Annotated in this window: 31 protein-coding genes; 24 read left to right on the plus strand and 7 right to left on the minus strand. The window is 45.8% G+C overall.

What is annotated here, in order from left to right:
* Positions 1 to 14: 14 nt before the first annotated feature.
* The 10 genes from pyrR to waaC all read left to right on the plus strand — a co-directional run bounded on the left by pyrR (position 15) and on the right by waaC (position 9,268).
* Positions 15 to 530, plus strand: coding sequence for a bifunctional pyr operon transcriptional regulator/uracil phosphoribosyltransferase PyrR (gene pyrR / locus AOC32_RS01295; RefSeq protein WP_108507768.1), 516 nt, complete (start codon positions 15 to 17; stop codon positions 528 to 530).
* A gap of 23 nt (positions 531 to 553) precedes the next feature.
* Complete coding sequence (locus AOC32_RS01300; protein ID WP_108509283.1) at positions 554 to 1,516, plus strand: aspartate carbamoyltransferase catalytic subunit; 963 nt, start codon at positions 554 to 556, stop codon at positions 1,514 to 1,516.
* Between the two features lie 27 nt (positions 1,517 to 1,543).
* On the plus strand, positions 1,544 to 2,899 hold the full coding sequence (locus AOC32_RS01305) for a glycosyltransferase (RefSeq protein ID WP_234409767.1): 1,356 nt from the start codon (positions 1,544 to 1,546) through the stop codon (positions 2,897 to 2,899).
* 11 nt (positions 2,900 to 2,910) lie between these two features.
* Positions 2,911 to 3,849, plus strand: a complete 939-nt coding sequence (locus AOC32_RS01310; protein WP_159074873.1) for a DUF6492 family protein — start codon at positions 2,911 to 2,913, stop codon at positions 3,847 to 3,849.
* A gap of 78 nt (positions 3,850 to 3,927) precedes the next feature.
* Positions 3,928 to 4,671: a DUF5672 family protein gene (locus AOC32_RS01315; protein WP_159074874.1), complete on the plus strand. Its 744-nt coding sequence runs from the start codon at positions 3,928 to 3,930 to the stop codon at positions 4,669 to 4,671.
* Between the two features lie 30 nt (positions 4,672 to 4,701).
* On the plus strand, positions 4,702 to 5,757 hold the full coding sequence (rfbB, locus tag AOC32_RS01320; RefSeq protein WP_108507771.1) for a dTDP-glucose 4,6-dehydratase: 1,056 nt from the start codon (positions 4,702 to 4,704) through the stop codon (positions 5,755 to 5,757).
* Positions 5,758 to 5,764: 7 nt separating this feature from the next.
* Positions 5,765 to 6,688: a dTDP-4-dehydrorhamnose reductase gene (rfbD, locus tag AOC32_RS01325; RefSeq protein ID WP_108507772.1), complete on the plus strand. Its 924-nt coding sequence runs from the start codon at positions 5,765 to 5,767 to the stop codon at positions 6,686 to 6,688.
* 58 nt (positions 6,689 to 6,746) lie between these two features.
* Positions 6,747 to 7,631: a glucose-1-phosphate thymidylyltransferase RfbA gene (gene rfbA / locus AOC32_RS01330; protein ID WP_108507773.1), complete on the plus strand. Its 885-nt coding sequence runs from the start codon at positions 6,747 to 6,749 to the stop codon at positions 7,629 to 7,631.
* A gap of 5 nt (positions 7,632 to 7,636) precedes the next feature.
* Entirely contained in the window at positions 7,637 to 8,206 is a 570-nt protein-coding gene (gene rfbC, locus AOC32_RS01335) for a dTDP-4-dehydrorhamnose 3,5-epimerase (RefSeq protein WP_108507774.1), read from the plus strand.
* Positions 8,207 to 9,268 (plus strand): lipopolysaccharide heptosyltransferase I, encoded by a 1,062-nt coding sequence (waaC, locus tag AOC32_RS01340; protein WP_108507775.1) that lies wholly within the window; start codon positions 8,207 to 8,209, stop codon positions 9,266 to 9,268.
* A gap of 4 nt (positions 9,269 to 9,272) precedes the next feature.
* Here the strand turns inward: waaC and AOC32_RS01345 are convergent, their stop codons facing one another.
* Positions 9,273 to 10,853: a TolC family protein gene (locus AOC32_RS01345; protein WP_108509285.1), complete on the minus strand. Its 1,581-nt coding sequence runs from the start codon at positions 10,851 to 10,853 to the stop codon at positions 9,273 to 9,275.
* A gap of 68 nt (positions 10,854 to 10,921) precedes the next feature.
* Between AOC32_RS01345 and AOC32_RS01350 the strand changes: the two genes are divergently transcribed.
* From AOC32_RS01350 to AOC32_RS01365, 4 genes are read left to right on the plus strand one after another with little or no spacing between them, the layout of a single operon-like run.
* A complete protein-coding gene (locus tag AOC32_RS01350; protein ID WP_108507776.1) occupies positions 10,922 to 11,767 on the plus strand; it encodes an undecaprenyl-diphosphate phosphatase in 846 nt (281 codons plus the stop codon).
* A gap of 19 nt (positions 11,768 to 11,786) precedes the next feature.
* Positions 11,787 to 12,275: a DUF2721 domain-containing protein gene (locus AOC32_RS01355; RefSeq protein WP_108507777.1), complete on the plus strand. Its 489-nt coding sequence runs from the start codon at positions 11,787 to 11,789 to the stop codon at positions 12,273 to 12,275.
* 35 nt (positions 12,276 to 12,310) lie between these two features.
* Positions 12,311 to 13,261 (plus strand): UDP-glucuronic acid decarboxylase family protein, encoded by a 951-nt coding sequence (locus AOC32_RS01360; protein ID WP_108507778.1) that lies wholly within the window; start codon positions 12,311 to 12,313, stop codon positions 13,259 to 13,261.
* The gene (locus tag AOC32_RS01365; RefSeq protein ID WP_108507779.1) at positions 13,254 to 14,024 is read left to right on the plus strand and encodes a hypothetical protein; all 771 of its coding nucleotides are present in this window, start codon (positions 13,254 to 13,256) and stop codon (positions 14,022 to 14,024) included. The genes AOC32_RS01360 and AOC32_RS01365 overlap by 8 nt, the downstream gene beginning before the upstream one ends.
* Here AOC32_RS01365 and AOC32_RS01370 read toward each other — a convergent pair.
* A protein-coding gene (locus AOC32_RS01370) for an IS3 family transposase (protein WP_407675544.1) occupies positions 14,019 to 15,157 on the minus strand; the annotation gives its coding sequence in 2 pieces (ribosomal slippage) (positions 14,019 to 14,917 and positions 14,917 to 15,157; 1,140 coding nt in all). The genes AOC32_RS01365 and AOC32_RS01370 overlap by 6 nt on opposite strands.
* A 65-nt stretch (positions 15,158 to 15,222) precedes the next feature.
* Here AOC32_RS01370 and AOC32_RS01380 point away from each other — a divergent pair.
* From AOC32_RS01380 to trmB, 3 genes are read left to right on the plus strand one after another with little or no spacing between them, the layout of a single operon-like run.
* A complete protein-coding gene (locus tag AOC32_RS01380; protein ID WP_267895632.1) occupies positions 15,223 to 15,576 on the plus strand; it encodes a glycosyl transferase family 90 in 354 nt (117 codons plus the stop codon).
* A 2-nt stretch (positions 15,577 to 15,578) separates the two neighbouring features.
* The gene (locus AOC32_RS01385) at positions 15,579 to 16,319 is read left to right on the plus strand and encodes a class I SAM-dependent methyltransferase (RefSeq protein ID WP_108507783.1); all 741 of its coding nucleotides are present in this window, start codon (positions 15,579 to 15,581) and stop codon (positions 16,317 to 16,319) included.
* Complete coding sequence (trmB, locus tag AOC32_RS01390; RefSeq protein ID WP_108507784.1) at positions 16,319 to 17,113, plus strand: tRNA (guanosine(46)-N7)-methyltransferase TrmB; 795 nt, start codon at positions 16,319 to 16,321, stop codon at positions 17,111 to 17,113. The genes AOC32_RS01385 and trmB overlap by 1 nt, the downstream gene beginning before the upstream one ends.
* Here the strand turns inward: trmB and AOC32_RS01395 are convergent.
* The gene (locus AOC32_RS01395; protein ID WP_108507785.1) at positions 17,110 to 18,600 is read right to left on the minus strand and encodes an NAD-dependent succinate-semialdehyde dehydrogenase; all 1,491 of its coding nucleotides are present in this window, start codon (positions 18,598 to 18,600) and stop codon (positions 17,110 to 17,112) included. The genes trmB and AOC32_RS01395 overlap by 4 nt on opposite strands.
* Before the next feature lie 519 nt (positions 18,601 to 19,119).
* Here AOC32_RS01395 and AOC32_RS01400 point away from each other — a divergent pair.
* Positions 19,120 to 19,944, plus strand: coding sequence for a lytic transglycosylase domain-containing protein (locus AOC32_RS01400; RefSeq protein ID WP_108507786.1), 825 nt, complete (start codon positions 19,120 to 19,122; stop codon positions 19,942 to 19,944).
* Here AOC32_RS01400 and nusB read toward each other — a convergent pair.
* Genes nusB through ribBA form a run of 3 tightly spaced genes read right to left on the minus strand, consistent with a single transcriptional unit; the run spans position 19,941 to position 22,105 of the window.
* Entirely contained in the window at positions 19,941 to 20,426 is a 486-nt protein-coding gene (gene nusB, locus AOC32_RS01405) for a transcription antitermination factor NusB (RefSeq protein WP_108507787.1), read from the minus strand. The two genes, AOC32_RS01400 and nusB, sit on opposite strands and share 4 nt — an antisense overlap.
* 4 nt (positions 20,427 to 20,430) lie before the next feature.
* Positions 20,431 to 20,916, minus strand: a complete 486-nt coding sequence (gene ribH, locus AOC32_RS01410; RefSeq protein WP_108507788.1) for a 6,7-dimethyl-8-ribityllumazine synthase — start codon at positions 20,914 to 20,916, stop codon at positions 20,431 to 20,433.
* A gap of 10 nt (positions 20,917 to 20,926) precedes the next feature.
* Complete coding sequence (gene ribBA / locus AOC32_RS01415) at positions 20,927 to 22,105, minus strand: bifunctional 3,4-dihydroxy-2-butanone-4-phosphate synthase/GTP cyclohydrolase II (RefSeq protein ID WP_108507789.1); 1,179 nt, start codon at positions 22,103 to 22,105, stop codon at positions 20,927 to 20,929.
* Positions 22,106 to 22,250: 145 nt separating this feature from the next.
* Here ribBA and AOC32_RS01420 point away from each other — a divergent pair, with 145 nt between their 5' ends.
* Genes AOC32_RS01420 through AOC32_RS01445 form a run of 6 tightly spaced genes read left to right on the plus strand, consistent with a single transcriptional unit; the run spans position 22,251 to position 25,931 of the window.
* Positions 22,251 to 22,493 carry a hypothetical protein gene (locus tag AOC32_RS01420; RefSeq protein ID WP_108507790.1) on the plus strand — a complete coding sequence of 81 codons (243 nt, stop codon included), beginning with the start codon at positions 22,251 to 22,253 and terminating at the stop codon, positions 22,491 to 22,493.
* Positions 22,490 to 23,140: a hypothetical protein gene (locus tag AOC32_RS01425; protein WP_108507791.1), complete on the plus strand. Its 651-nt coding sequence runs from the start codon at positions 22,490 to 22,492 to the stop codon at positions 23,138 to 23,140. Before AOC32_RS01420 ends, AOC32_RS01425 begins: the two co-directional genes overlap by 4 nt.
* A 14-nt stretch (positions 23,141 to 23,154) precedes the next feature.
* The gene (locus AOC32_RS01430; protein ID WP_108507792.1) at positions 23,155 to 23,541 is read left to right on the plus strand and encodes a hypothetical protein; all 387 of its coding nucleotides are present in this window, start codon (positions 23,155 to 23,157) and stop codon (positions 23,539 to 23,541) included.
* On the plus strand, positions 23,534 to 24,115 hold the full coding sequence (locus AOC32_RS01435) for a pilus assembly FimT family protein (RefSeq protein ID WP_108507793.1): 582 nt from the start codon (positions 23,534 to 23,536) through the stop codon (positions 24,113 to 24,115). Before AOC32_RS01430 ends, AOC32_RS01435 begins: the two co-directional genes overlap by 8 nt.
* 39 nt (positions 24,116 to 24,154) lie before the next feature.
* Complete coding sequence (gene ribD, locus AOC32_RS01440) at positions 24,155 to 25,276, plus strand: bifunctional diaminohydroxyphosphoribosylaminopyrimidine deaminase/5-amino-6-(5-phosphoribosylamino)uracil reductase RibD (RefSeq protein WP_108507794.1); 1,122 nt, start codon at positions 24,155 to 24,157, stop codon at positions 25,274 to 25,276.
* A 34-nt stretch (positions 25,277 to 25,310) separates the two neighbouring features.
* A complete protein-coding gene (locus AOC32_RS01445; protein WP_108507795.1) occupies positions 25,311 to 25,931 on the plus strand; it encodes a riboflavin synthase in 621 nt (206 codons plus the stop codon).
* Here AOC32_RS01445 and queC read toward each other — a convergent pair.
* Positions 25,928 to 26,605 carry a 7-cyano-7-deazaguanine synthase QueC gene (gene queC / locus AOC32_RS01450; RefSeq protein WP_234409821.1) on the minus strand — a complete coding sequence of 226 codons (678 nt, stop codon included), beginning with the start codon at positions 26,603 to 26,605 and terminating at the stop codon, positions 25,928 to 25,930. The genes AOC32_RS01445 and queC overlap by 4 nt on opposite strands.
* Positions 26,606 to 26,612 lie beyond the last annotated feature (7 nt).

Genomic DNA, 26,612 nt, shown 5'->3' on the forward strand with positions numbered 1-26,612 from the left:
CGAAAATAGCTCTCATGAACGCTGAAGCCCTCTATCAAGACCTACTCCGGCACCTGAAAGTGGGTTTGTTTTCGAAAGCCTCGAATCCTCCTGTTTACTTAGCTGGCTTGGCGATTGGCGGGGCCTGGATTGCAAAGCGCTTGGCAAAAGATCTTAATCTTCCTCAGCATGGGGTGATTAATGTCTCCTTTCATCGCGATGATTACGCCGAGAAGGGTGTTCGAGCGCTTGAGAGTGCCAATACTATGCCAACCGAGCTAGCATTTGATGTAAATAATGCCCACATCGTCTTGATTGATGATGTGCTGTTTACAGGACGAACGGTACGCGCCGCACTGAATGAGTTGTTTGATTTTGGCCGGCCTGCTCAGGTATCTTTGATGGTCTTGGCTGACCGTGGGGAACGTGAATTACCAATTTCAGCCGATTTTGCTGCGCAGTCAATATCACTCCCACGTTCACAAATCTTGGTTTTAGAACAAGATGCGAATGCGCACTTTCATTTTCAGATTGAGGAGCGACTCAATTGACGCTGCAGTCTCAACCGAATCCGATGACCAATCAATTGAACCGAGATGGCAAGCTGACCCATCTGCTTACTTTGGAGGGGATGCCAAAAGAGCAAATTCTGTACATCCTTGATACCGCAAAGCAGTTTGTCAGCGTTACATCGCCCAATCGAGAAGTAAAAAAAGTGCCTTTACTTCGTGGCAAGAGCGTCTTTAATTTGTTCTTTGAGAACTCCACTCGAACGCGAACTACTTTTGAGATTGCAGCCAATCGCCTCTCGGCCGATATTATTAATTTAGATATTCCAACCTCATCGACTTCCAAAGGCGAAAGCCTGATGGATACAATCGATAACCTAATTGCGATGCAGGCTGACATTTTTGTGGTGCGCCATAACATCTCAAAAGCTCCAATTGAAATCGCCAATCATGTTCCAGAGCATGTGCATGTGATTAATGCTGGGGATGGTAGCCATCAGCATCCCACGCAGGGCCTGCTTGACGCCTACACGATGCGACACTTTAAGCAAGATTTCTCAAAACTGAAGGTGGCCATCATTGGGGATATTTTGCATAGCCGTGTAGCCAAGTCGAATATTCATGCTCTAACGACCTTAGGTTGTCATGACATTCGTGCGATTGGACCTGAGAGTTTATTACCAAGTGATTTAGCTAAAGACTTAAGCGCGCTGGGTGTGAAGATCTTCCATAAAGTGGAAGACGGCATTAAAGATGCAGATGTTGTGATGACCCTGAGAATCCAAAAGGAGCGCATGGATCAAGGTCAGGTACCAGAGGGTGCAGCGTTCTTCTCTCAATTTGGCCTCAATGCCGAACGTTTGGCATTAGCTAAGCCTGATGCGATCGTGATGCATCCAGGCCCCATGAACCGTGGAGTTGAAATTGACTCCGCCATTGCCGATGGTAAGCAATCGGTGATATTGAACCAAGTTACTTTTGGGATTGCCATTCGCATGGCAGTAATGTCGATTGTTGCTGGTAATTAGGATTTGGCGTTGACCAACAATTTGGCATTGAGCAAAAACCCTAGCTCTTCTGGGTATCAAAATTGGCTCATCCTATCCCATGGTTTTAATATGGATGGGCGTGCTGCAAGTCAAACGATCACCGATAAGATTCCGTATTTGATGGATGCCGGTATTCAGTTATCCGTACTAAGCGCTATTACAGGAAGCAAAGACCGCCGATTTTTTCATCAGCAGTTGATTGCCTGGGGACCTGCCGCATTTCGTTTTGACTTTCGCCATTGGTTTGCTAATCGCTTTGGCCGAGGAGTGCTCTACAAAATCATTACACCGCTAATATCGATTGTTTTATCACCACTCATTTTGCTAGAGAAACTTGTGTGGGGATATTCAAGTCAGTGGTCATGGGCGTTTCCAGCCTACCTTGCTGGACTGCGGTTAATACGGCAGGGTAAGGTTAACCTGATTTATTCAACGGGTGGCGCTTGGTCTGCCCATTTAGCAGGACTATGGTTAAAAAAGAAAACGAATCTTCCATGGATTGTTGAGGTTCATGATCCTTTGGTGATTCGTCTGGATGAAACTGACCAAGGAATGGAGATTCCCAAAGAGCCGGATGCGAAAAAGAGGTATTGGCTTGAACAGCAAATTTGCCAACACGCAGACTTGGTATGGTGGTTTACGGAGGGCGCTTTGCACTATGCCAAAAAGCGTAATCCCAATTTAGGCAATCAGAGCTATGCCAAGGGCGTCATGATTATTCCCGGCGCCAACCCCCCAGATGTGGATACTGTGATTGCTCAAACAATGCATCACTACGGTTCTCATTTAAACATTGCGCACTTTGGGTCCTTGGCAGATGATCGGTCTCTCACACAAGTATTAGCGGTGCTCCCCCAGTTTTTTACCGAATATCCTCAGGCAAGAGATCAGATTCGATTACATATTTATGGTGCGCAATTAGATAGAAAGAGTAAGGAGTGGTTAAATCAATCCCCCTATCAAGATAATGTGATTGAGCACGGACGCCTTGAGTTTGATCCGAGCACAGGCCTCACAGGAAGACAGCGGATTGCAATCCAGATGCAGCAATCGGATATCTTGCTCTTACTGCATGGTAGTACCGAGTGGTGCCGCGAATACATTCCATCCAAGTTATATGATTATTTTTGGACAAGCAGGCCAATTTGGGGCTTGGTTTATGAAAATCTACAGCTTGATACCTTACTCAGTAGGCGAGAGTCATATGTTTCTGATGCAAAGAATCCTGAGGCAATTCTCAATTCGTTGAAGAAAATATACTCCGATTGGATCGCAAAAACCTTACCTGAGCCTTCTATTCCAGCCATCTCAGTTGAAGAAGCGGTTGAGAAAATTTTGAGTGAAGTTAGGAATTCAAAGTAACATAAATAGTGATGACTAATAATTTACCGAACATTGTTCTTTATTGCTGTACGTTTTCACGGGATCTATTGCGAACCGTTCGTATGGCCGAGAGTGTGACTAAGCACAATAAGTCAAAAATACCCTTTTATATTTCAGTGCCCGATGATGAGGTCGATCTATTTAGGGGGAAATTAAAGGATATCCCAGTCACCATTTTTGGTGAACAGGAAATTTTTCGAGCAAATCCGAAATTGGATATCAAAAAGCTTTATGAGGTTCCTGGGGGTATTCGACAGCAGGTAATTAAGTCAGAGTTCTGGCGTTTGGGAAAATCAGAGAATTATTTAGTATTAGATGCTGACTGTGTCTTTATCCGAGACTTTGATGAGTCAGATTTCATAGCCAAGGACAATATTCCATATTCAGTGATTCACGAGGGACGTGATTTATTGCAGGCAACCAATCAATTTGGGCCAGAGAGAACCCGTGAGCATTTCTTAGCCGATCGCGAGCCCATCAAGGCTGCGATAGGTCGACGTGGAATTACCTATGATTATGGTTACGCCCCCTTTTTATGGAGTGCGAAAGTCTGGAAATCATTTGATGAGAACTACCTAACACCCAAAAATCTGAATTTCCTAGATGCAATTTTATATTGTGGGTCTGAATTTACCTGGTATGGAGAGTCACTGGTTAATTATCAGGCGATACCCATTTATCCCAGAGAGCAACTCTTTCGCCATTATCACTACGAAAATCAGCTATGGATTGATCGCACCCTTGGGTATACCGAAGCGAAATTAGCCAAGGACTACATGGGCGCTGTTTACCAATCGAACTGGCAAATTTGGAAGCATTATGGCGGTAAGAAAAAGTCAGCAATTTCTTTGGCATGGCGATTTATTCGTAGGGGGCTACAAATTTTGATATTCAAAATCAAAATTATTATCAATCTTCTATTTCATTAGAGTGAATGTTGCGAATGAATTATGAGTCGACTGGATTTGAGCCAAATTACTCTGTTTTGTTTTGAGACCAGAGAGCCATTGCTTGCAGAGTGGGCTATCAAACAATGTCTATCCCGGGTTGATTTTAAGAATGTGGTGCTAGTTACTAATGTATCTTTGGTAAAAAATCCTTTGCCAGAGATTGAGTATGTTCAGGCGCCCAAAATTCGATCGGTAAAGGATTATTCAAAATGGATGATGACTGGGTTGAGGAATTATGTATCAGGCTCTCATGTTTTAGTGATTCAGTGGGATTCATTTGTTACTAATCCCAATCTATGGAGTAATGATTTTCTAAACTATGACTATATTGGCCCTGTCTGGCCTCATCACCCTGAAACTCCAGTCGGCAATGGAGGATTTTCATTAAGGTCGGCTCGACTTCTGAGCGCTTTATCGGATCCAGAAATGAGAATTGGTCATCCTGAGGATTACTACATCTGCGCTGAGAATAAGAAATTACTCGAAGAAAAATATGGCATTCAATTTGCCCCAGTTGCGATTGCGGAACAATTTGCGGTTGAGCGCACAGCATGGCACCCAGCGTTTGGATTTCATGGGCTATTCAATTTCGGGCGAGTTTTATCACCACAGGATATGGAAGTAGTTTTGAGAATGATACCAACCTCATTTCTTAAGGGATTAGATGCCTATGATTTAGCCAATTATTTATATGACAAAGGGCAGATCCACCTTTTTCATTTACTTGCAAAGAAAATTAAGTTTTCCAAAAAAATGCGTTATCGATATTTAAGTCTTAAGTTTCGATACCTCTTTTCTTGATTAAAATCATTCTTTTTAATAAGGCATATTGTGATCTTACTAACCGGTGGCGCAGGATTTATTGGGGGCAACTTTGTGCTTCGCTCCACGACCGTGCAAAATAGCGGTTTAGTTAATCTTGATAAGTTAACTTATGCTGGGAATTTGCAAACCCTCCAATCGATTTCTGGTATGCCAAATTATCACTTTTATCAAGGCGATATTAGTGATCGAGCATTGGTGGCTCAAATACTAGAACGGTACCAGCCTGAAGCGGTGATTAATTTTGCAGCAGAGAGCCATGTAGATCGTTCAATTCATGGGCCTGGAGACTTTATTCAAACCAATATTGTGGGGACCTTTAATTTACTCGAATCAGTTCGAGCCTATTATGAAAAATTAGGTGATGATCAAAAGAATAAGTTTCGGTTCTTGCATGTCTCAACCGATGAGGTTTACGGTACCCTAGATCAAACAGATCCACCATTTGCCGAAACGAATCCCTATGAGCCCAATAGCCCATATGCAGCATCCAAGGCAGCATCTGATCATTTGGTGCGCGCCTGGTTTCATACCTATGGCCTACCTGTTTTGACAACCAATTGCTCAAATAATTATGGACCATATCAGTTCCCAGAAAAGTTGATCCCATTAGTGATCCATAACGCGCTTAAGGGTAAGCCATTGCCAGTGTATGGCGATGGAAAGCAAATTCGCGACTGGTTGTATGTGGAAGATCATTGCGATGCAATTCAGGCGGTGTTGGAGCGAGGACGTCTTGGCGAGACCTACAACATTGGGGGCAATAACGAAAAAACGAATGTTTCGGTGGTGGAGACCATTTGTCGTATTTTGGATCAATTGCGACCCCGGGCAGATCAGAAGAGCTATTTAGAGCAGATCACCTTTGTTAAGGACCGCCCTGGCCATGATCGACGCTACGCGATTAATGCCTCGAAGATCGCAAACGAATTGGGTTGGAAGCCAAAAGAGACCTTTGAATCCGGTATTCAAAAAACGGTGCAGTGGTATTTGGACCACCAAGATTGGGTCGAGGGTGTTGTTTCTGGCTCTTATCGCGACTGGGTTGCAAAGCAATACAATTAAATTGCTCATGAAAAATCTTGTATTTGGTAAAGATGGTCAGCTAGGCCGGGCATTTCAGTTGGCATTGGGCGATAGCGACTCTATTTTTATCGGTCGGCAAGAATGTGATTTATCGAATAGTCGCGCAATCCTTGAATGCCTTCGCGAGATAAACCCTGATTGCATTATCAATGCCGCTGCCTACACGGCGGTTGATAAGGCAGAGGAGGAAAAGGAAGTCGCATTTGCAGTAAATGCATTAGCCCTGAAGGCAATAGCTGAGTATTGCGCTGCTCATCAAAAAAAGCTGATCCATTTTTCATCGGATTATGTATTTGATGGGATGAAATCATCACCTTACGTCGAGAGCGATCTTTGCATGCCTCTAAGCGTATATGGCAAGAGTAAATATGCTGGTGAGTTGGCCATTATTGAAGCATTTGCTTCCCAGCCGATGCCATTAGGCAAAGCAAGTAGTTACTATTCGATTCTCAGAACGAGTTGGGTATATGGTGATGGGGCAAACTTTATACGTACGGTCTTGCGATTGGCTAAGGAGAGAAGCTCGCTCAATATCGTTGCCGATCAGTTTGGTGTGCCAACCTCAACCGATTGGCTGGCAAAGCTTACTATCGACGTCCTTCAAGAGTCTCAATGGGTATCAGGTGTTTATCATGCTGTTCCAGCAGGTCGCACCAGTTGGTATGAGCTTGCGCGGTTTGTCGTAGAGTATGCTCAATCCCTGGGTGTACAGTTTGCGCTCGATGTTGGCCAGATTCTTCCAATTCCGGCTAGTGATTACCCACTACCCGCAAAACGACCGATGAACTCTCAGTTGTCTACGCGTAAGCTGGCAGATGCCTTACCAAGTTACCAAAATCTACTCGCCCAAGATTGGAAAATAAGCGTGGAGTCATACCTTTTAAATTTAAAGTCGCAGGGCCTGCTTTAACCATAAGTGAGCCGGTGCATAGTTTAAGATGCACATATTCGATGCAAAAGGCTGATTGATGAGTATTCAACGAAAGGGCATTATTCTTGCTGGGGGCTCAGGTACCCGCCTGTACCCAGTGACCCAAGCTGTTTCAAAGCAGCTGATGCCGGTTTACGACAAACCCATGATTTACTACCCCTTAACGACCTTGATGCTCTCGGGGATTCGGGAGATTTTGATTATTTCTACCCCGCACGATACCCCCCGTTTTCAGGAGCTTTTGGGTGATGGAAGTCAGTGGGGTGTGCAATTTCAATACGTGGTTCAACCATCACCGGATGGATTGGCGCAAGCATTCATCTTGGGAAAATCATTTATTAATCATCAGCCTAGTACCCTGGTGCTTGGCGATAATATTTTTTATGGTCATGAACTGGTTAACCAGCTCCATCGAGCATCTGAACAGGATCATGGTGCAACGGTTTTTGCCTACCACGTACATGATCCCGAGCGTTATGGTGTAGTGGAATTCAATGATCAACGCAGAGCACTGTCGATTGAAGAAAAGCCCAAGCAAGCTAAAAGTAATTATGCGGTGACGGGACTTTACTTCTATGATGAACAAGTGTGTGAGATTGCTGCTTCCATTAAACCAAGCGCCCGAGGGGAGCTTGAGATCACGGATGTGAACCGGGTCTATTTAAACCAAAATCAACTTGAAGTTGAAATCATGGGCCGTGGCTATGCCTGGCTAGATACCGGCACTCATGACTCTCTACTCGATGCTGCCGGTTTTATTGCGACGCTGCAAAAGCGTCAAGGTTTAATGGTGGCTTGTCCCGAAGAAATTGCCTATCGTAATGATTGGATTAGCGCAGCAGACGTAGAACGAATTGCCGCACAACTGAGTAAAAATAGCTATGGTCAGTACCTCCGAAAAATACTCGCCGAGTCTCATTAAGAGCAATGACCTCACCACTTAAGCTAACAGCTAAAAAAACGTCGCTACAAGATGTATTGGTGATTAAGCCAAAGGTCTTTGGTGATGAGCGAGGGTGGTTTTATGAGTCCTTTAATCAGCAGGAGTTCTTAACCGCAACAGGTATTGCTACTCCTTTCGTGCAAGATAACCATTCGCTTTCAAAGCAAGGCATTTTGCGAGGCCTTCACTATCAAACCCAGCATGTCCAAGGCAAATTAGTGCGGGTAACCCGCGGTGCTGTTTTTGATGTCGCAGTCGATTTACGACAATCATCTCCCACTTTTGGTCAATGGTTTGGTCTTGAGCTTAGCGCCGATAATCATCTGCAGCTTTGGATTCCACCTGGCTTTGCTCATGGCTTTCTGGTTTTATCTGAATATGCTGAGTTTTTGTACAAAACAACCGACTATTACGATCCAAGTAGTGAGCGGTGCTTGATTTGGAATGATTCGACCCTTGCGATTGAGTGGCCAATTGATCAAATTGGCGGTGCACCGCAACTCAATGCAAAAGACTCAGCGGGCCTTTTTTGGGATGAGGCGCCCAAGTTTTAAATGCAGCAAGCGCAATCCCCCCATTTTTTATTGGTCAAGCTATCTTCATTAGGGGATGTGCTCCATAACCTTCCGATTGTTTGGGATATTCGGCAGCATTATCCAAATGCCACAGTCGATTGGGTGGTCGAGGAGGCGTATGTCGATCTTTTAAAGCCCCTTCAATCAAGCAATAGTTTTAAAGGGATTGACCGGATTATTCCAATTGGTTTGCGGCGCTGGAAAAGAAATATTCTGAGCGTGAGACATTGGCAAGAATTGAGGCAATTTATTCATGTTTTACAGCAAGATCAATACGACGTCATTATTGATTCGCAAGGATTAATGAAGTCGGCAGTAGTAGCTAAGTTAACTCATCGTACGCAAGCGGGGAAAATTACTGGGCTTGCGAATGCGACCGAATTTTCAGGATATGAGCCTTTAGCTAGAATGTTTTACTCCGACTCGGTTACCGTACCCAGAAAGTGCCATGCAGTTGATCGCTCACGTTATCTTCTAAGTTCTGCTTTAGATATTGCTCTAATTACGCGTTCGTCTATTCCCAAGTTCTACCCAGAGTCTTTTGTAAAAGACCTTACTAATCAAGATTTGAGTCCTGAAATTGCAAAGCATTTAAAAACCCCTTATGTTTTATGTTTTCATGCGAGCGCCCGGGCTGCGAAGCGGTGGGATATCCAAGGCTGGATTGCAGTTGGGAAGTTTTTATTAGAGCGGGGCTTACACCCAGTATTTCCATGGGGGAGCCCCCATGAGAAACAAATCAGTCAGCAAATTGTTGAGGGGATTGGTGGTGGTGATTGTGGCGCTATGGTGCCCCCAGCTTATTCCATCACGCAGTACTTTGAAATTACCAGTCATGCCCGATTAACAATCGGTGTGGATACGGGCTTAACTCATTTGGCCGCAGTACTAGGTCGCCCCACGATTGAAATCTATTGCGACTCTCCAATTTGGAAAACAGAGGGATATTGGTCAAATCAAGTGATTAATCTTGGCGACATAGGTCAGCCGCCCAGCATTGAGAGTGTTCTCAGTGGAATTGAGCGTTTGATCTCATCCTAAATGATTAACGTAGTAGCGCGTTAATCGCAATTAAGTCCTCATCGGATAGATTGGCGGCCTGGGCTTTTAGGCGCAATGCATTCATGATGGTGTCATAGCGTGCCTTATAGAGAGAGGCACGCGTGGTAAAGAGTGTATCTAAGGCAATTAAGACATCGATGTTAATGAGGGTGCCAACGTTGTAACCTAACTTACTGGATTCCACTGCGGTAGCCGAGGATTTCTCAGCTGCTTCCAGTGCCTTAACAGTAGCTAAACCACCATAGAATCCGGTAAAGGCTTGGCGAGTTGCCTGGGCAGCGGTACGACGTAAATTGTCATAATCTGCCTTTGACTTATCAAAAAGTGCTGCATTTTGTCGAATGACGGACATATTGAAACCACCCGACACGATAGGCAGTGTCATTTGTAATGCCAGGGTATTGTTATAAATATTTTGGGTTGGTAGGGGGTTAAAGTTCAGAGCAGAACCATTCGATTGGTTAAAACCCGCAGTCCCCACAAAGTTAACGCTTGGATAGTTTGCGGCGAGGGAGGCCTTATATACACTCTCGGCTAATTGCACACTGAGTTGACCCGCTAATACTCCATAGTTGGCATTTTCGGATTGCGTAATCCAATCCTCCAATGCTTGGCCCGGGGGGAGTTTGGGGCTGACACTTTCCGCAATCGGAACTCCCTTGATATCTTTATTCCGCGCTCTTGGATCGGCCACCACTCCAGCAATCGAAACGTCTTTTGCCATTGGTTTAATGTGTTTGACGGGATGGCCAATTAGCTGTTCAAGGACCCCACGTTTAACGACCAGGTCTGCATGAGCAGCAATCTCTTGAGCATTAGCGACATCAAAGCGTGCCTGAGCATCATTGGCATCAACGATCGTAGCCGAGCCGATCTCAAACTTGGCTTTTGCAGCCTGCAGTTGCTGACGAATTAACTCCTTTTTACTCTTGAAGAGCTCAACATTGTCTTGGGCCGTCAATACATCAAAATAGGCTTGGGATACTCGTATGACCAAATCCTGTTGAGCCTGATAGAACTGCAGATCAGAAATTTTGCTGTTGAGGTCGCCTTGTTTAAATAGTTGTACCCCACTTAAGTTAAAGACTGGCTGGGTCAGCGTCACGGTATAACTACGTTGATCAAAAATTCGGTTACTTCCCTCACCGTGCTGGAAAAACCGCGTTGCCGTTGGGTTAGCCGAGACCTGGGGTAACAATACGGATAGGCCTTGCCAGTAAAGTTCTTTTCGGGCCGCTAAATTAAAGCGTGCGCTGTTGATGACCGGATCATTAAATGCAGCCTCCTGATAAAGGCTAAGGAGATCTAAGGTTCGACCCTCGAGTGCTTTGCGGTTTTGGGGGTCCGTTAAATTCGACGAAATCGGCGGAATTGGAATAGCAGTTTGTGGCGGCGCCTCGAGCTTTAGAAGGTCTTGAGGACTTAAGGTCTTGGGTAATTCATTATTTGCTGGCGTGACAGTGACCGATCCTTGATTATTAGTTTGTGCTAATACCTGGCTAGATACCATCCATCCAGCCAGTCCAATGAGGGCAATAATCGGGAACCGTTTCATCGAATGCATGATCCGAAGTTTAAGCCCAAACGCTAAATTCATGAGTTTAGGGGTTTAAGGCTTTAGTATTGATGCCTATGGATCCATTACTGCTATTCAAAGCCCTGATCCTCGGGATTGTTGAGGGCTTAACCGAGTTTTTACCTATCTCGAGCACCGGGCACTTAATCTTGGTGGGGGATCTCTTAAATTTTAATGATGAGCGTGGCAAGGCCTTTGAAATCATTATTCAGTTTGGCGCCATTTTGGCAGTGTGCTGGGAGTACCGTGAGCGCCTATTCAAGGTGACCAATACCTTTTTCTCGAGTAAACAATCGCAAAAGTTTGTTTTGCATGTGGTTATTGCTTGTATTCCAGCCATGGGGCTTGGTCTGATTTTTGGTAAGTTCATCAAGGCTCATCTGTTTTCACCAGTCCCTGTGGCAAGCGCATTTATTGTGGGCGCCTTTGTGATCTTCTGGGCAGAGTACCGTCAAACCAAAGCGTCGACCATGAAGAAAATCGATAGCATTGACCAGTTAACTGCGATCGATGCCCTAAAAGTGGGGCTAGCCCAATGCGCGGCTCTCATACCAGGTACCTCACGCTCTGGAGCCACAATTATTGGCGGGATGCTATTTGGCTTGCCGCGAGCCGTTGCAACCGAATTCTCCTTCTTTTTAGCAATCCCGGTCATTGGTGGGGCAACTGCGTATGAGTTGCTCAAGATTGCAAACTCACCCCAAGCATTTGGTTTTGCTGATTTTGCACCTACCCTTTTAGTTGGTTTTGTCGCAGCCTTTATCTCCGCATTTATTTGTGTGCGCTGGCTGATTCATTATGTTGCGCATCACAACTTTATCCCCTTTGCTTGGTATCGTATTATTTTTGGCGTTTTAGTTTTGGTGACCTCGTACACCGGTCTTGTCGCTTGGTCTAACTGATAGTTATAGAGTAAAAAATATGAACCTTTCAATCGATGCTATACAAGCCAATATTCAGTTGGCCTTGGCACCTGTCTTTCTCCTCACGGCTGTTGCTACCTTAGTTGCTGCGATCACAGCACGCCTGGCGCGTAATGTAGATCGGATGCGCTTTATTCAGAATCAGCTGTATGGCGATCAGCAGCTTAGTCAAAAGCTGAAGACACATTATGAGAAAGAAATTGATGAGTTCAAGACCAGGGGAAGGTTATGCACTCTAGCCATTTTCTTTGATGTCTTAGCAGGCGTTTTAATTTCTCTGACTGTTCTTGAGCTATTTTTAGTACAAACCGGTGCCGGAAAATTAGTCAATGTGGGTTATGTTCTGATCACCTTTGTTGCTGGTTTGGTCTCATTTGTGGTTTCTCTAACACTTATCTTGGTTGAAGTTGTCTTTGCCTATCGCTCAACGAGTTGGGATATGCCTGCACAAGAGATATCTCAAATGCCCACAACACCCAAGGAATAAAATCAGGCGAAATTCTCGATTTTTGAAAGACAACGATGTCCATCAATCAAAACAAAATCCTCATCTCCGGCGGCGCAGGCTTTTTAGGCTCTCATCTCACTGAACGCCTGCTTCGTGAGGGTAATGATGTTTTGGTGGTGGATAACTTTTTTACCGGTAACAAACAGAACCTTGTGCATTTGATGAGTAATCCAAAATTGGAGATCATGCGCCATGATGTGACCTTTCCTTTGTATGTCGAGGTTAATCAGATCTATAACTTAGCGTGTCCAGCCTCCCCAGTTCACTATCAATACGACCCCGTGCAAACGACTAAAACTAGCGTGCACGGTGCAATTAATATGCTCGGTTTAGCTAAGCGGACCCGCGCTCGTATTTTGCAAGCCTCTACGAGTGAGGTCTATGGTGATCCAGAGGTGCATCCCCAACCAGAAGGCTATTGGGGTAGAGTCAATCCGATTGGCATTCGGTCCTGCTATGACGAGGGTAAGCGTTGTGCTGAGACCCTATTTTTTGACTACTTTCGCCAACATCAAACCGATATCAAAGTGGTAAGAATCTTCAACACCTACGGCCCAAGGATGCATCCCAACGATGGCCGCGTGGTGAGCAACTTTATCGTGCAGGCATTACAAGGTAAAGACATCACGATTTATGGGGATGGATCTCAGACCCGAAGTTTTTGCTATGTGGACGACCTTATTGATGCTATGGCTCGGATGATGGCGACAGAAACTGGCTTTACGGGGCCAGTCAATATCGGGAACCCAACTGAATTTACGATGCTTGAACTTGCCCAATTGGTTCTCAAGCTTTCTGGTAGCAAATCAAAAATTGTCTATCAACCACTACCCTCGGATGATCCAAAGCAGCGTCAGCCGAATATTGATTTAGCTAAGGCCAAATTAGGATGGACGCCTAAGGTATCTCTAGAAGATGGGTTAAGAGAAACTATCAGCTATTTTTCAAAGCTCTTAAATGTTTAAAAGCATTCGGCTGAGGTTAAGGCAAATCACTTTTTTTCTTGAGAGCATCTTCCGGTCAAAAAAGCTAATTCAAAATCCGAGACCAATTAATTTAGTCAGGGCATGTAAATTCAAAGACACTCGCTTAGCAGAGAGCATCTTTTGGACAAAATTTAATCCAATAGAAGTTAAATTTAATGTTAATTATTTAAGCTCGGATATCGACGTTGTTCGCTGGCATGCAATAAGCCCAAATCAATTGGAGTTTGATATCAATATGAATGCCTCGAATGAGGCCTTAGAACCTACATTTAGAAGAATCTTTGATATATCGCCGTTATTAAAAAAATTTCACGCGTCCGAATATTTTCATAGCGGTTGGATCGATATTAATCTTGGCGATTATGCAAAAAAAGACGGATTAGCATTTTGCTCTAATCGTGAGAATCAAATTCTGATTCCTGATATTGATTTTATTGGAACTCACGGATACGATGAAATGCGCTCGTATTTTGGGAGCAATCTAATTCCGTGGGAACAAAAGAAAGAGATTTTATTTTGGAGGGGATCCAGTACTGGCATCTCGCCCTCTGGGTCATGGAGGGATCTTCAGAGAATCAAGTTATGTGAAATAGCCGCTAATTCTAAAAATCAGGACCTATTTGATGTTGGGTTGAGCAATATTGTTCAATTGAATAAAAGCGCTGAAAATGAAATTAAAACTTTGGGCTACCTAAAAGACTATAAATTGGCATTCCCCCAATATCGTAGACACTTTTCATAACGCAATTTGACGTTGTTCGAACGCCATTGGACTTAGTTGGGCAAGATGCTTGTGACGCCTTACCCGATTGTAGAACTCTTCGATGTATTCAAAGATCTCTGATTTGGCTTGTGCCCTAGTGGGATAAATCCGTTTCTTAATTAATTCACTTTTGAGGCTGCTAAAGAAGGATTCAGCCACTGCGTTATCCCAGCAGTTGCCACGCCTGCTCATGCTCGGGCTTAATCGATTATCTTTGCACCAGCGGGCAAATGCATCACTACCGAACTGGCTACCTTGGTCGGAGTGGATGATAAGACCATTCTTAGGCTTTCTGCGCCATACCGCCATCGTTAAGGCATCCAGGACCAAGCGGGTTTCCATACGTGCTTGCATGCTCCAGCCAACCACTAATCGGGAGTGCAAATCAATCACTACCGCCAAGTACAACCAGCCTTCGTAAGTTCGGATATAGGTAATGTCGGTCACCCAGGCTTGATCAGGGGCATCATGGGTAAATTGACGTTGCAATTGATTGGGTGAGACTAGAGACGGTCTACCGATCCGATATCGCGGACGCTTATACCCGCGGATGGAGCGCAGTTGCGAGGCCTTCATGAGTCTTGCCACTCGGTTTTCACTACAGGCTACACCCGCTTCCCTGAGGTCATGGTAAATCCGCGGGCTGCCATAAATCCCCATACTCTGATCATAGAAGTAACGGATCTGTTCTGATAACTTGGCGTTCTCCAGAGCCCGGGGTGATTGAGGTTCTTTTAACCAAGCGTAATAGCCACTGCGGTGCACCTTCAGAACCCGGCACATGCTCAAAAGCCGGAACTCCTGGCGATGCTCTTTGATAAACGCGTACTTCACTCGGACACTTTGGCAAAGTACGCGGCGGCCTTTTTTAGGATGTCGCGCTCTTCAGTGGTTCGCCTCAGTTCTGCTTTGAGTTTGGTCATCTCGGCTTGCAGCGCTTTGATGTCTTCTATTGGTTTCTCATCTGACCCCTTGAGTTTTCGGGTCCAGGTATACAGCAGGCCGACAGGCACCCCCAAGCGTCTGGATACCTCAACTGCTGAATGCCCTTTATCTAAGATCTGCTTAACCGCTTCTAATTTGAACTCAGCGGTGTATTTGGTTCGCTTCATCACTACTCCCTTGATTCATTGTTGACAATATTAACTGTCTACTGAATCGGGGGAATGCCAAATCAATCAAGTTAATCAATACATTTAAATACCTTATCGATGTAGATGGCAATAGTAATGCTTGGTCAAGTCTATTTTTGAAGCTTCTGTCTGGCTCAGTCGTACTTAAGGTTGAATCCGAGGACGGATACAAACAGTGGTATTACGATCGCTTAATTCCATGGCAGCACTATGTACCCGTAAATAAGGACCTTTCTGATCTTCAAGAAAAGCTTGATTGGCTTAGAGATAATGACGATAGGGCAAAGAAACTAGCAAAATTAGGTAAAGATTTCGCTTTCGATATTTCATTTGAAAAGGAATTAGCTAATAGTCTCGATTTAATCAAAAATAATCTTGTTATTCCAAAGGCTAAATAAATATGAATGCCCCATCTTCTCGAAAATTCCTTAAGGCAATTTTTTACTTGATTTTGACAAAGGCACCGCTTATTGTTATTACATGTTTTGTGAATACCTATATTCAAAAAAATAAAATTATTAAGTTTCAAAATATAGAAAGTAAGCACCGAGAGAAAAATTTTTCTACTGATTGGTTTACTGGCAATATTCCTTATTGGATGATTATTTTTAACAAATTTCAAATGTTGAACAAGCCCCTTTCTTGCCTTGAAATTGGTTCATGGGAGGGTCGATCATCCCTATTTATTCTTGACTCATTACCGAATTCAAAATTAACTTGTGTGGATACATGGGAGGGTGCTGATGAGCACAAGGGATCGAAAATTTTGAATACAATCGAGCAGAATTTTGATGCCAATCTTTCTGATTATCGGGATAGGCTTACCAAATACAAAGGGACTTCTTTTTCATTTTTTGATAATCTAGAAAGTCACACTAAGTTTGATTTAATTTACATTGATGGATCCCATTATATTTATGATGTAATGGTTGACGCGCTTAAATCATTTGCCCATCTTAATGTGGGCGGCGTGATGATTTTTGATGATTTTTTTTGGGGCTATTATGATGATCCAATATCCAATCCAGCCTCTGCTATAAATACGTTTATTTCGTTAAAGAAGAGATATTTGCAAGTTGAAATGGTTTATTCGCAAATTATCATTTCTCGAATTGCTGATGAGAATCGTATTAATCACTGATGATTAATGATAGTAGTTCTTTGAGACACCGAATTCGCTCGTTTGTTCGTAGAGCAGGCCGTACTACTAATGCCCAAGAGCATGCGATTGCAACCTTAGGTAGTCAATTTCTCCTGCCATATCAAGAGGCATTATTTGATTGGTCAGTATTTGGTCCGTCGTATCAGAATGCTTCGCGCATTGTCGAGATCGGCTTTGGCATGGGTGAGTCCACCGCTCAGATTGCACAAGTTCGTCCAAACGATGCATTTTTAGGTCTTGAGGTTCATGAGCCTGGGGTTGGTGCGCTTCTTAAGCGTATTGGTGAGTTGGATCTTCACAATCTTCGCTTAATTTCCCATGATGCTGTTGAGATACTCGAGCGGATGATTGCACCCAATTCTTTGGATGGGGTTCATATTTTCTTTCCAGATCCATGGCATAAAACGCGTCATCATAAACGCCGTTTAATTCAAAAAGAATTTGTAGAACTCCTCGTTTCCCGATTGAAGCCTAATGGCTATCTTCACCTGGCAACGGATTGGCAGCATTACGCGGAGCAAATGCTCTTAGTTCTCAATCACCATCCTCTATTACGAAATCAATCCACTCAAAAAGTTCGCTTAGGAGCCATTCTCGGTATCGATCAGGATCAAACTATCGGTGGTATTGATTGGACAGCTAAGCACTTACAAGAGACGCATGAGGGTTTTGTGGATAAGCCCTCGTATCGTCCGCTGACCAAATTTGAGAACCGTGGTCTCAAATTAGGCCACGGGGTTTGGGATTTGCTTTATCGCAAGCATGTGCCTTAAAGACCCATACAGACGTATTTCATTTCAAGGTACTCGTCGATTCCCCAGGAGCTACCCTCGCGTCCTAAGCCAGATTGCTTGACCCCACCAAATGGGGCTACTTCATTCGAGATCAGTCCGGTATTGACCCCCACCATACCAAATTCGAGGGCTTCGGCGACCTTCCAAACCCGACCAATATCCCGACTGTAAAAGTAAGACGCTAGACCAAATTGACTGCTATTAGCCAATCGAATCACTTCATCATCATTCTCAAACGGTATTACTGGCGCAACCGGACCAAAAGTTTCTTCATGGGTAATGAGCATGGCATTGGTAACATTAGCAAGAACGGTTGGTTCATAAAACGTTCCACCCAGACTGGCGCGTTTACCCCCAATAACAAGTTGCGCCCCTTTGCTCACTGCATCGGCTACATGCCGCTCTACCTTTTCAATGGCAGCTTGATCGATTAGGGGCCCTTGAGAAACGCCTTGCTCTAGACCATTTCCAATCTTGATTGCTTTGGTTGCCAGAGCTAACTTTTCTACAAAGGCATCGTGCACCTTTTTATGGACATAGAACCGGTTGGCGCAAACGCAAGTTTGCCCGGCATTTCGGTATTTGGAGCTCATTGCGCCCGATACGGCAGCATCAATATCCGCGTCGTCAAACACAATGAAGGGCGCATGACCGCCAAGTTCTAAGGAGAGTTTTTTGACCGTTGGGGCGCATTGCGCCATCAGAATGCGACCTACTTCTGTAGAGCCGGTAAACGATAGATGGCGTACCGTTGGGGATTCACATAGAACCTTGCCAACTGCAATGGATTGCTCGGCATCTGCGGTCACGATATTAATGACCCCTTGCGGGACCCCTGCTTGTTGGGCAAGTTCAGCAATTGCGAGTGCTGAAAGCGGAGTTTGTTCTGCAGGCTTGATCACGATGGTGCATCCTGCTGCCATTGCTGGTGCGATTTTGCGCGTAATCATGGCAATCGGAAAGTTCCAGGGGGTAATGGCAACGCAGACCCCAATGGCTTGCTTTAAAACAATGGTGCGCTTATCGCCCCAGGTGGTTGCTGGAATCGCCCCCATTACGCGTTTGGCTTCTTCGGCAAACCATTCCACAAAGGAAGCGCCGTAGACCACTTCCCCTTTAGCTTCGGCAAGAGGTTTGCCTTGCTCAAGAGTCATGAGGGTGGCGAGATCATCTGCATTGGCCAGAATTAACTCAAACCACTTGCGCATCACCTGGGCACGCTCTTTGGCCAGCTTGCCCTTCCAGGCATTGAGGGCTAGCTCTGCAGCGGAAATTGCCTCTTCGGCATCCGAGGCATTTAAATTGGCAACCTTAGCAATGATGTCACCGGTTGCGGGGTTGGAAACTGCAAATCGCGCGTTCCCTGACGCTTTCACCCACTGGCCGTTGATCAACGCATCCTCATGAAAAAGACCAGGGTTCTTGAGGAGCTTATGGAGATCAGCAATGGAATTGGGGACGTTCATGATGTTCTTCTTTTGAGTAAGTTGTGTCTCGATGACTTAGTGTAATCCCAACCGTCGAGAAGGATTATTGGGAATAATTTGGTTCGTAGGGGAGGTGATTGACTCCAGAAATCCGAAAAGAGATTCTTCAATCGTATTACCTATGGAGCCAATGATGATTTCTGAAAACCACTACTAATAGTGGGTTGAACTCAATTGCCTGCCTATAGGTAGTTGGAAATCGTTATTTTTTCTTTCAAATTATGAAAATAAATCCCGAACCGATGTTTTTTTCATGATGAGGAATAAGTGATGACTAACTTAATTAAACCATTGTTTTAACTGATCTTTTTATATTCAGCGTCGCATCATATTAGGGTTTAAACGGATAATATGAATTAATTGATATATAAAACCATTTCTTTATTCTTGACAGGTTATATAGGGGTTTCTAAGATTCGGCATGTTTAACAGTTGTTGCACTGCAATATAAATAGAGTCTTGTTATTTAGATTCTATCTATTGTGTGTGACCCAAACAATGAAACCATTTAATTTTCCAAAGACAATTGGGATTGAACAGCACTTAGCCTCTGCATCTTTAGCTAGGCTCATACAGCGCCTATTTGCATTTTTGGTTGCCGCAATTCTTGCCGTTTGGTTACTTGGCCCCCGCACTGGCGCCGGAATCTTTGATCTTGCCCACTATTTAGTTCCCGCCGAAGCCCGCGTACTGATTCTCGGGGCGGATAGTGCTGAAATCTTAACGGCTGATGAGTCCGCCAATCAACTCAAGTTTTGGAGCATAAACCCACAGACCATCCCCTCGATTGCAGGACCCGCATCACAAATTCCGGGGCATTTGGTCGACTTAAGTGCGGTTGATCGGTCGATATTGGGTTCAGAGACCGAGCGTCGCGCAGTTGCCGAACATTTGGCTAAAAAGTTTCGGATCTCTTTAGAGGACACACTTTTCTATGTCAATCAAGCCATGATGGTGAGTAAAGAGGTTAACCTAGACCCCACCCTAATTTTGGCAGTGATGGCGACTGAATCTAGCCTAAATCCTCGTGCTGAGAGCCGTGCCGGTGCGCAAGGATTGATGCAGGTTCGAACCCATGTTCATCAAGAGAAATTTGAGCCTTATGGCGGCCCCTTAGCGGCCTTTATCCCTGAGGCAAATATTCGGGTGGGGGCTCTGATTTTGAAGGCTTGTATCGCTCGAGCTGGTTCGCTTGAGGATGGTTTAAAGAGTTATTTGGGCGCTCCCAATGCAGCGAGTGGGGTTGGTACCTATACCCATAAGGTATTTTCAGAGCGCGAAGAGTTACGTAACGTTGCGCGCCGTTTAGGCGGTAACGTTTAGTTCGCTACGATTTCAGCTTGCCGCAGTTTTTGGGCAAGCTGATCTAAAACCCCATTCACGTATTTATGGCCATCGGTGCCACCAAAGGTTTTTGCTAATTCAACCGCTTCATTAATTGCTACTTTGTAGGGCACCGATAGATCGGCAGCTAACTCATAGGTGCCGATTAGCATAGCAGCATGCTCTACTGGTGATAGTTCAGCCAAGGGTCGATCTAACTCCGGAATAATCAATGCATCAAGTTCTTGGTGCTGGCCAATCACCCCCTGGAAGATACTTGCAAATAAATCACCCTGACATTTTTTAAATGCTGGGTCTTCGCCAAGTTGTTTCGTGATTGCGCTGATCGTTAAGGGGGCATCACTTAGCTCACCCGCCTTTTGAATCACCAAATACTGATAAATACCTTGTAAGGCATATTCGCGGGCACGCCGCCTAGGCGTGAGCGAGCGCTTTGGGTTAGGGGTCGATCCAGCCGTCATGTGATTATGCTGACTCAATATCAAGATCAGGATTGATGGCTAGGGCGAGATTGGCCATTTCAACCGCAGCGCGCGCACAATCACGGCCCTTTTCGAGAGTGCGAGCAAATGCTTGATCGTCGGTGTCGCACGTTAGCACCCCATTGGCAATCGGAATACCATGATCCAAACTAATACGAGTAATGGCACTCGCAGATTCATTGGAGACCAATTCAAAGTGGTAGGTTTCCCCCCGAATGACAGCACCTAGGGCGATCATGGCATCAAACTCGTGGGTCTTCGCAAGTTGGGAGAGGGCAAAGCCAATCTCTAAGGCGCCAGGTACGGTCACTAACTGAATATCGTGATGAGCCACACCTAAGTTCAGTAGCTCGGTAATGCAGGCCTCCGATAGGGCTTTGCAGTGCTCTTCATTAAAACGAGCTTGCACGATCGCAACCCTGAGATCTTGGCCATTTAAGTCAGCCTCAAAGACATCGATGTCGTTCATGCGCTATTCCTCAAGATTGGATGGGTGTGTAGGGGATGTGATCAATAATTTCCAATTGATAGCCAGATAAACTCGGTACCCTGGAGGAGTTGGCTAGTAAACGCATTTTGCGTACACCTAAGTCTTTGAGGATTTGCGCTCCAATTCCGTAACTGCGGAAATCCGTTTTACGCTCCGCACCCGATTGACCGGGTGGCTTTGAGGGATTATGATCAGAACCTTGGTCCAATTGAGTTAACTTTTCAAACTGCGAAAGCCATTTGAGTTCATTGGGAGCCGCAACTCCAGCAGCATTAAGTAAAACAGCAACGCCGCACGGCGCATTGGCGATCACTTGCAAGGCTTTGCTCAAAGGCCATGAATGCGTGGATTGATCAATATCTAAAAGATCCAAAACGGTAACTGGTTCATGAACCCGCACAATGGATTCTTCGGCGGATTGTGGATTTCCTTGAACCAGTGCAAGGTGTAAACAGTTACTCGGTGTGTCCCGATACACCACACCCGTAAAACGACCCCAAGGACTGGCAAACTCACGCACGCCTTCGCGCAACACAATACTCTCTGTTTGGCTCCGATACTGAATCAGATCTGCAATCGTTCCAATCTTGAGTTGATGCTCTTTAGCAAACTCGATGAGATCCGGTAAGCGCGCCATGCTGCCATCGTCTTTCATGATTTCGCAAATCACGGCAGTGGGTGAGCAACCCGCAAGACTCGCTAAATCACAACCGGCCTCGGTGTGGCCAGAGCGGATTAAGACACCTCCAGGTTGAGCCATTAAAGGGAAGACATGGCCTGGTTGTACTAAATCGGCTGGTTTGGCATTTGGGGCAACTGCGGCTTGGATGGTGCGTGCTCGATCGGCTGCTGAGATGCCGGTGGTCACGCCACTGGCAGCTTCAATTGAGACCGTAAAATTTGTCCCTAAGGCTGTGCCATTGTCACGAACCATCAGCGGCAAGTTTAATTGTTGGCAACGCTCTTTGGTGAGTGTGAGGCAAATGAGACCCCGACCGTGCTTGGCCATGAAGTTAATGGCCTCGGCACTGACGTGATCAGCCGCAAGAACCAAATCACCTTCATTCTCACGGTCCTCTTCATCAACCAAGATGATCATCTTGCCAGCACGAAGGTCGGCCACAATCTCATGAACGGGGCTAATGGCTGGTAATGGTGAGTTTGGCATGGTTGTGGAATTCGTAAATAGAGCGTCATTTTAAGCCTTCTTGCTGTTTGTAGGGCTCTACGACAGGATTTTCCGAAGCGGCCGATGGTGAAGCCTTGTGGATTTGGGAACAATCTCAGGGACTAAATACTTTAGGAATAACCCAATGAACCATGACCATTCACCTGAATCTGGAATGGTGTTATTTGAACTTTTGATTGCGATGAGCCTTATCGTGGGCAGTATTACGGTCGCGCATACGGTTTATTCAAAACTCGTCATGAAGTCTATTCAATTGGAGCAGTCGCATGCAGCGTGGGTTCATCAGAAGAACCAGCATGAGATTGCACTTTACCTCAATCGATTCAAAAGTCAGCAACCAAACAATGTGCCTCGTTCAAAACGATGAGCCTGCTGGCATGCTTAACAGCGCTTTCGCTCGGTAGCATTTTGCTATTGCCGCCAGCATGGTTGGTTCATCGAGTACTTACTTATCAGGCTCAAATCGAGGACCGTGTTTTACTACAACAGAATATGGATCGCTCACTGGAGTTAATCAGTCGAGCGATTCAGGGTGCAGGGTATCTAGCTAGCTCAACGCAGCATCCATTGATCGCAAATCCAATCACCGTCCAAAAAGGAGGTTCCTCTCGCGGTTCTGACGCCATCGTACTCACCCAAGATATTCCGGATAAATTGGGGTATGACTGCATGGGTAATCCCTTGACAGTCGAGCGAACCATCAAGCAACAGGCTTATCAGCGGTTTTATCTAGAGCCCAGTCGGCACGATTCTAGAGCTCAGATATTGATGTGTCAGAGCGTCGATCGTCAGGGTCGATTGCATCAGGGTGAAATTCTGAATAACGTGCAGTCCTTGCAGATTGACTGGGTGCGAGCACACTCACTGACCCAAGCGCCTGATATCTCTCGGACTCCAAGCGGCTTAGTTAGCATTACCCTGCGCGTGCAACCCCATGCAGGACCAAATAACCCAACGCGGGTCATCGAGCAGACACACTACATCAGTCAGCGCCACGGAACTTATAACCCATGATATTCCTCTGGGTCATGAGTCTTTTGCTATATCTGGCTTGGGCGGTTACCCAGTTGGAGTCGGTGCTCGCCCTTGAGATTCAATCGCAAGCGACTCAGGTTCAATATCAGTCCGAGTTTGAGAGAGCAGAAGCACTTTTGGCGCAGTGTGAAGATCAGCTCAGAACATTATTGATTCATGAGCTAGATTCTTCGCAGGACTTCGATGCATTAGGTTCAGAGGGCTGCCGACTAAAGCTCATGAGTAGAACACAAATGGTCCACCAACAGAAACATCCAATCAAGAACACACTATTGATTGAGTTGGAGGTTGGCCAAGGGATTCGGCTTCGTAGCGCGCTTCGTTATCAAATCGCCAGCCAACACCTTAGCCGCATCAATTGGCAGCCAATCTATGAGTAGCAATCAGAAATGGTGTTTATTTGACTCACGAGGGTATGGGGAGCAGGGGTATACCTTATTGGAGTTGATGGTGGTCATCGCGCTCATCAGTTTGCTGCTGATGTTTGGAGTACCTCAGATACAAACCCAGTTTTATGAGCGAGAGCTCGAGCATGCGACGCGCCAGTTCATTTATCACGCTCAGTTTGCTAGGCAGCGTGCTCTCTATGGGGGTCGCGATATGTTCTTAAAGCCAAGAGCAACGGATGATGACGAAGCGAATTGGAACTCAGGCTGGCAGCTTGAGGGGATCGGTTTAAAGGACTCACCAGAAATAATTGTTCGGCATTCCTTGCCTGCCAATATTGCAATTCATTCCAAGGGGTTTGTGGATCCACATTCTGGGCAAAGCCAGATTCGATTTAACCCTGCAGGTGCCGCGAAATCAAAACACGGGGGCTTTGTTGCTAACCGCTTAGTTTTTACCCACACGAAGAACGCAGACCTGCAACGTCATGTGATTCTGGCAGCGAGTGGCCGCTGGCGCATTTGCAACCCAAATTCTGCTGTGAATCGAAAAGGGCTGGGTTGTTAGTGAATTTAGTTAGATCAATAAATCGGGTTTAATAGCGCTATGACCCAATTTAGTTCATTTGATCGGCAGATGATGGCCTTGGCACTTGATGAGGCTAAGAAAGCCCTATACCTCTCTAACCCCAATCCACGGGTGGGTTGCGTCATTACCAAAGGCGAGCAGATTTTGGGCCGGGGGTTTACCCAGCAAGTGGGGTCTCAGCATGCCGAGATTGAGGCGATTGCTAATGCACGACGGCTTGGGGCAAGTGCCGTTGATTTTGCTGCCAGCACCTTTTATGTCACGCTTGAGCCTTGTTCGCATACTGGTCGCACACCCCCGTGTTGTGATGCGCTGATAAAGCTTTCGCCAAAGCGTGTAGTGATTGCCATGCAAGACCCCAATCCTAAGGTCTCGGGGCAGGGGATAGCGGCCTTGCAAAAACATGGCATTCAGGTGGATCTTGGTTTAATGGCCCATGAGGCGGCTCTGGTTAATCCTGGCTTTATCAAACGTATGACCCAGGGTCTTCCGTATGTGCGCATGAAAATCGCATCGAGTCTGGATGGTCGTACTGCGCTACCCAATGGACAGAGTCAATGGATTACAGGGCCAGCTGCTCGTGCAGACGGTCATCATTGGCGGGCTCAGGCTTGTGCCATTCTTTCAGGGGTGGGTACGGTTAGGGAGGATAATCCAGCTCTCACGGTGCGTGAGGTGAGTACTCAGCGTCAGCCATTGCGAGTGATTGTGGATTCGCAATTGGAGATTCCCTTAGGGGCTAAGGTACTGAGTGATGCAAATGCCATTATCGTTTGCGCTAATCCAGAGCCAAGCCATTTACTTAAAACTCAAAAAGAGTTAGCAGGGCGCGGTATTGAAGTGGTACAACTTGCGAATGCAAAGGGCAAGGTGGACCTGCCTAAACTCTTTGCGTATTTGGCTAAAGAGCGCGAGATCAATGAAGTCCATGTCGAAGCAGGTCACAAATTAAATGGTTCACTCATTCGTGAGGGTTGTGTGGATGAGCTCCTCATCTACCAAGCGCCTTGCTTCTTGGGTGAGGGCCTAGGAATGGTCAATATTGGACCGCTTCAAGAACTATCACAGAGGGATTCTTGGAGAATTATTGCACATACTCTGATCGGAGATGATCTGCGCATACGCGCTGTAAGGTCATAGTATTTACTGCCTTTCAAACTGATATAGTGCATTCATGTTTACTGGAATCATTACCGCCATTGGTGAAATTACCCATCTCGCTCCCAAAGGCGATGGCCTCCATTTAACCGTCACAACCCCTGCTAACTACCTTGATGATGTAGCGATTGGCGATAGCATTGCCCTTAATGGCGCCTGCATGACGGTTACGACCATGCAAGCTAATGTTTTTGAGGTTGATGTTTCTAGGGAGTCGATCTCAAAAACAACAGGGCTCGACAAACTTGGGTCTGTGAATCTAGAAAAGGCCCTACGGTTTAACGATCGTCTTGGAGGCCACTTAGTTAGTGGCCATGTCGATGGAGTAGGCACGGTTCAATCATTTACTCCTGTTCAAGGTGATGCGTATGGCTCATGGAAGTTAGTAATCGATGCCCCGCAATCATTGGCCCCTTATCTGGCCTACAAAGGATCGATTGTGGTGAATGGCGTATCGCTAACCGTCAATCAAGCGGGGTCCAAAGATCAGTCCCAATGCCCCATTGAAATCAATATCATTCCTCATACCCTAGAGAACACAGCACTCGGCAAACTCAAGGCAGGCGATCACGTGAACTTGGAAGTGGATCTGATTGCGCGTTATGTTGCACGCATGCTTGGCAAAGACCCGACTTAAAACTGATAGCGTGTTGGATCGGCTACCCCAGCCTCTTTAAATCCCGCTTTACGAAGTTGACAAGATTCACAGACACCGCAGGCTTGGCCTTCTTGATTGGCTTGATAGCACGACACCGTTTGGCTGTAATCAATTCCTAGAGACTGGCCCAGTTGAATGATCTGCGCTTTACTCATGGAAATGATGGGCGCGTGGATCCGAAATCTTTGCTGCTCATCAATAGACTCGACCCCAGCCTTCGTTGCCAAGTTCGCCATGGTTTCAAACGACTGCACATACTCTGGGCGGCAATCCGGATATCCAGAGTAATCGACCGCATTAGCTCCATAGAACACATCAATACTTCCTAGGGACTCTGCCCAGGCCAAAGCCATCGAGAGCATGATGGTGTTGCGAGCAGGCACATACGTGATCGGAATCGCAGCGGTCTTGGGATCACCTTCGGTAGGTACGCGCAGTGTCTGGTCAGTGAGGGCTGATCCACCAAAGCGGGCGAGGTCTAAGTGGATGATCTCATGGCGCTCGACACCAAATGATTGTGCAATCCGTTTTGCAGCATCCAATTCAGACGAATGCTTTTGGCCGTAATGAACGGAGAGAGCATAACAGCGATAGCCTAGTTGTTTGGCAAGCGCCAGAATGGTTGTGGAGTCCAAACCACCGGAGAACAGAATGACCGCG

The sequence above is a fragment of the Polynucleobacter acidiphobus genome (genome assembly GCF_003065385.1).
In the GTDB taxonomy this organism is placed as follows: Bacteria; Pseudomonadota; Gammaproteobacteria; order Burkholderiales; family Burkholderiaceae; genus Polynucleobacter; species Polynucleobacter acidiphobus.

Bases quoted from the DNA above. Each gene is read 5' to 3' on its own strand.
- AOC32_RS01365 (WP_108507779.1), top strand. From the start codon at position 13,254: ATGTTTAAAAGCATTCGGCTGAGGTTAAGGCAAATCACTTTTTTTCTT.
- pyrR (WP_108507768.1), top strand. From the start codon at position 15: ATGAACGCTGAAGCCCTCTATCAAGACCTACTCCGGCACCTGAAAGTG.
- AOC32_RS01395 (WP_108507785.1), bottom strand. From the start codon at position 18,600: ATGAACGTCCCCAATTCCATTGCTGATCTCCATAAGCTCCTCAAGAAC.
- AOC32_RS01310 (WP_159074873.1), top strand. From the start codon at position 2,911: ATGACTAATAATTTACCGAACATTGTTCTTTATTGCTGTACGTTTTCA.
- AOC32_RS01300 (WP_108509283.1), top strand. From the start codon at position 554: ATGACCAATCAATTGAACCGAGATGGCAAGCTGACCCATCTGCTTACT.
- AOC32_RS01425 (WP_108507791.1), top strand. From the start codon at position 22,490: ATGAGCCTGCTGGCATGCTTAACAGCGCTTTCGCTCGGTAGCATTTTG.
- AOC32_RS01355 (WP_108507777.1), top strand. From the start codon at position 11,787: ATGAACCTTTCAATCGATGCTATACAAGCCAATATTCAGTTGGCCTTG.
- AOC32_RS01420 (WP_108507790.1), top strand. From the start codon at position 22,251: ATGAACCATGACCATTCACCTGAATCTGGAATGGTGTTATTTGAACTT.
- AOC32_RS01435 (WP_108507793.1), top strand. From the start codon at position 23,534: ATGAGTAGCAATCAGAAATGGTGTTTATTTGACTCACGAGGGTATGGG.
- ribBA (WP_108507789.1), bottom strand. From the start codon at position 22,105: ATGCCAAACTCACCATTACCAGCCATTAGCCCCGTTCATGAGATTGTG.
- ribD (WP_108507794.1), top strand. From the start codon at position 24,155: ATGACCCAATTTAGTTCATTTGATCGGCAGATGATGGCCTTGGCACTT.
- AOC32_RS01385 (WP_108507783.1), top strand. From the start codon at position 15,579: ATGAATGCCCCATCTTCTCGAAAATTCCTTAAGGCAATTTTTTACTTG.
- AOC32_RS01430 (WP_108507792.1), top strand. From the start codon at position 23,155: ATGAGTCTTTTGCTATATCTGGCTTGGGCGGTTACCCAGTTGGAGTCG.
- rfbD (WP_108507772.1), top strand. From the start codon at position 5,765: ATGAAAAATCTTGTATTTGGTAAAGATGGTCAGCTAGGCCGGGCATTT.
- rfbC (WP_108507774.1), top strand. From the start codon at position 7,637: ATGACCTCACCACTTAAGCTAACAGCTAAAAAAACGTCGCTACAAGAT.
- AOC32_RS01360 (WP_108507778.1), top strand. From the start codon at position 12,311: ATGTCCATCAATCAAAACAAAATCCTCATCTCCGGCGGCGCAGGCTTT.
- nusB (WP_108507787.1), bottom strand. From the start codon at position 20,426: ATGACGGCTGGATCGACCCCTAACCCAAAGCGCTCGCTCACGCCTAGG.
- trmB (WP_108507784.1), top strand. From the start codon at position 16,319: ATGATTAATGATAGTAGTTCTTTGAGACACCGAATTCGCTCGTTTGTT.
- ribH (WP_108507788.1), bottom strand. From the start codon at position 20,916: ATGAACGACATCGATGTCTTTGAGGCTGACTTAAATGGCCAAGATCTC.
- rfbA (WP_108507773.1), top strand. From the start codon at position 6,747: ATGAGTATTCAACGAAAGGGCATTATTCTTGCTGGGGGCTCAGGTACC.
- AOC32_RS01350 (WP_108507776.1), top strand. From the start codon at position 10,922: ATGGATCCATTACTGCTATTCAAAGCCCTGATCCTCGGGATTGTTGAG.
- waaC (WP_108507775.1), top strand. From the start codon at position 8,207: ATGCAGCAAGCGCAATCCCCCCATTTTTTATTGGTCAAGCTATCTTCA.
- AOC32_RS01345 (WP_108509285.1), bottom strand. From the start codon at position 10,853: ATGCATTCGATGAAACGGTTCCCGATTATTGCCCTCATTGGACTGGCT.
- AOC32_RS01400 (WP_108507786.1), top strand. From the start codon at position 19,120: ATGAAACCATTTAATTTTCCAAAGACAATTGGGATTGAACAGCACTTA.
- AOC32_RS01445 (WP_108507795.1), top strand. From the start codon at position 25,311: ATGTTTACTGGAATCATTACCGCCATTGGTGAAATTACCCATCTCGCT.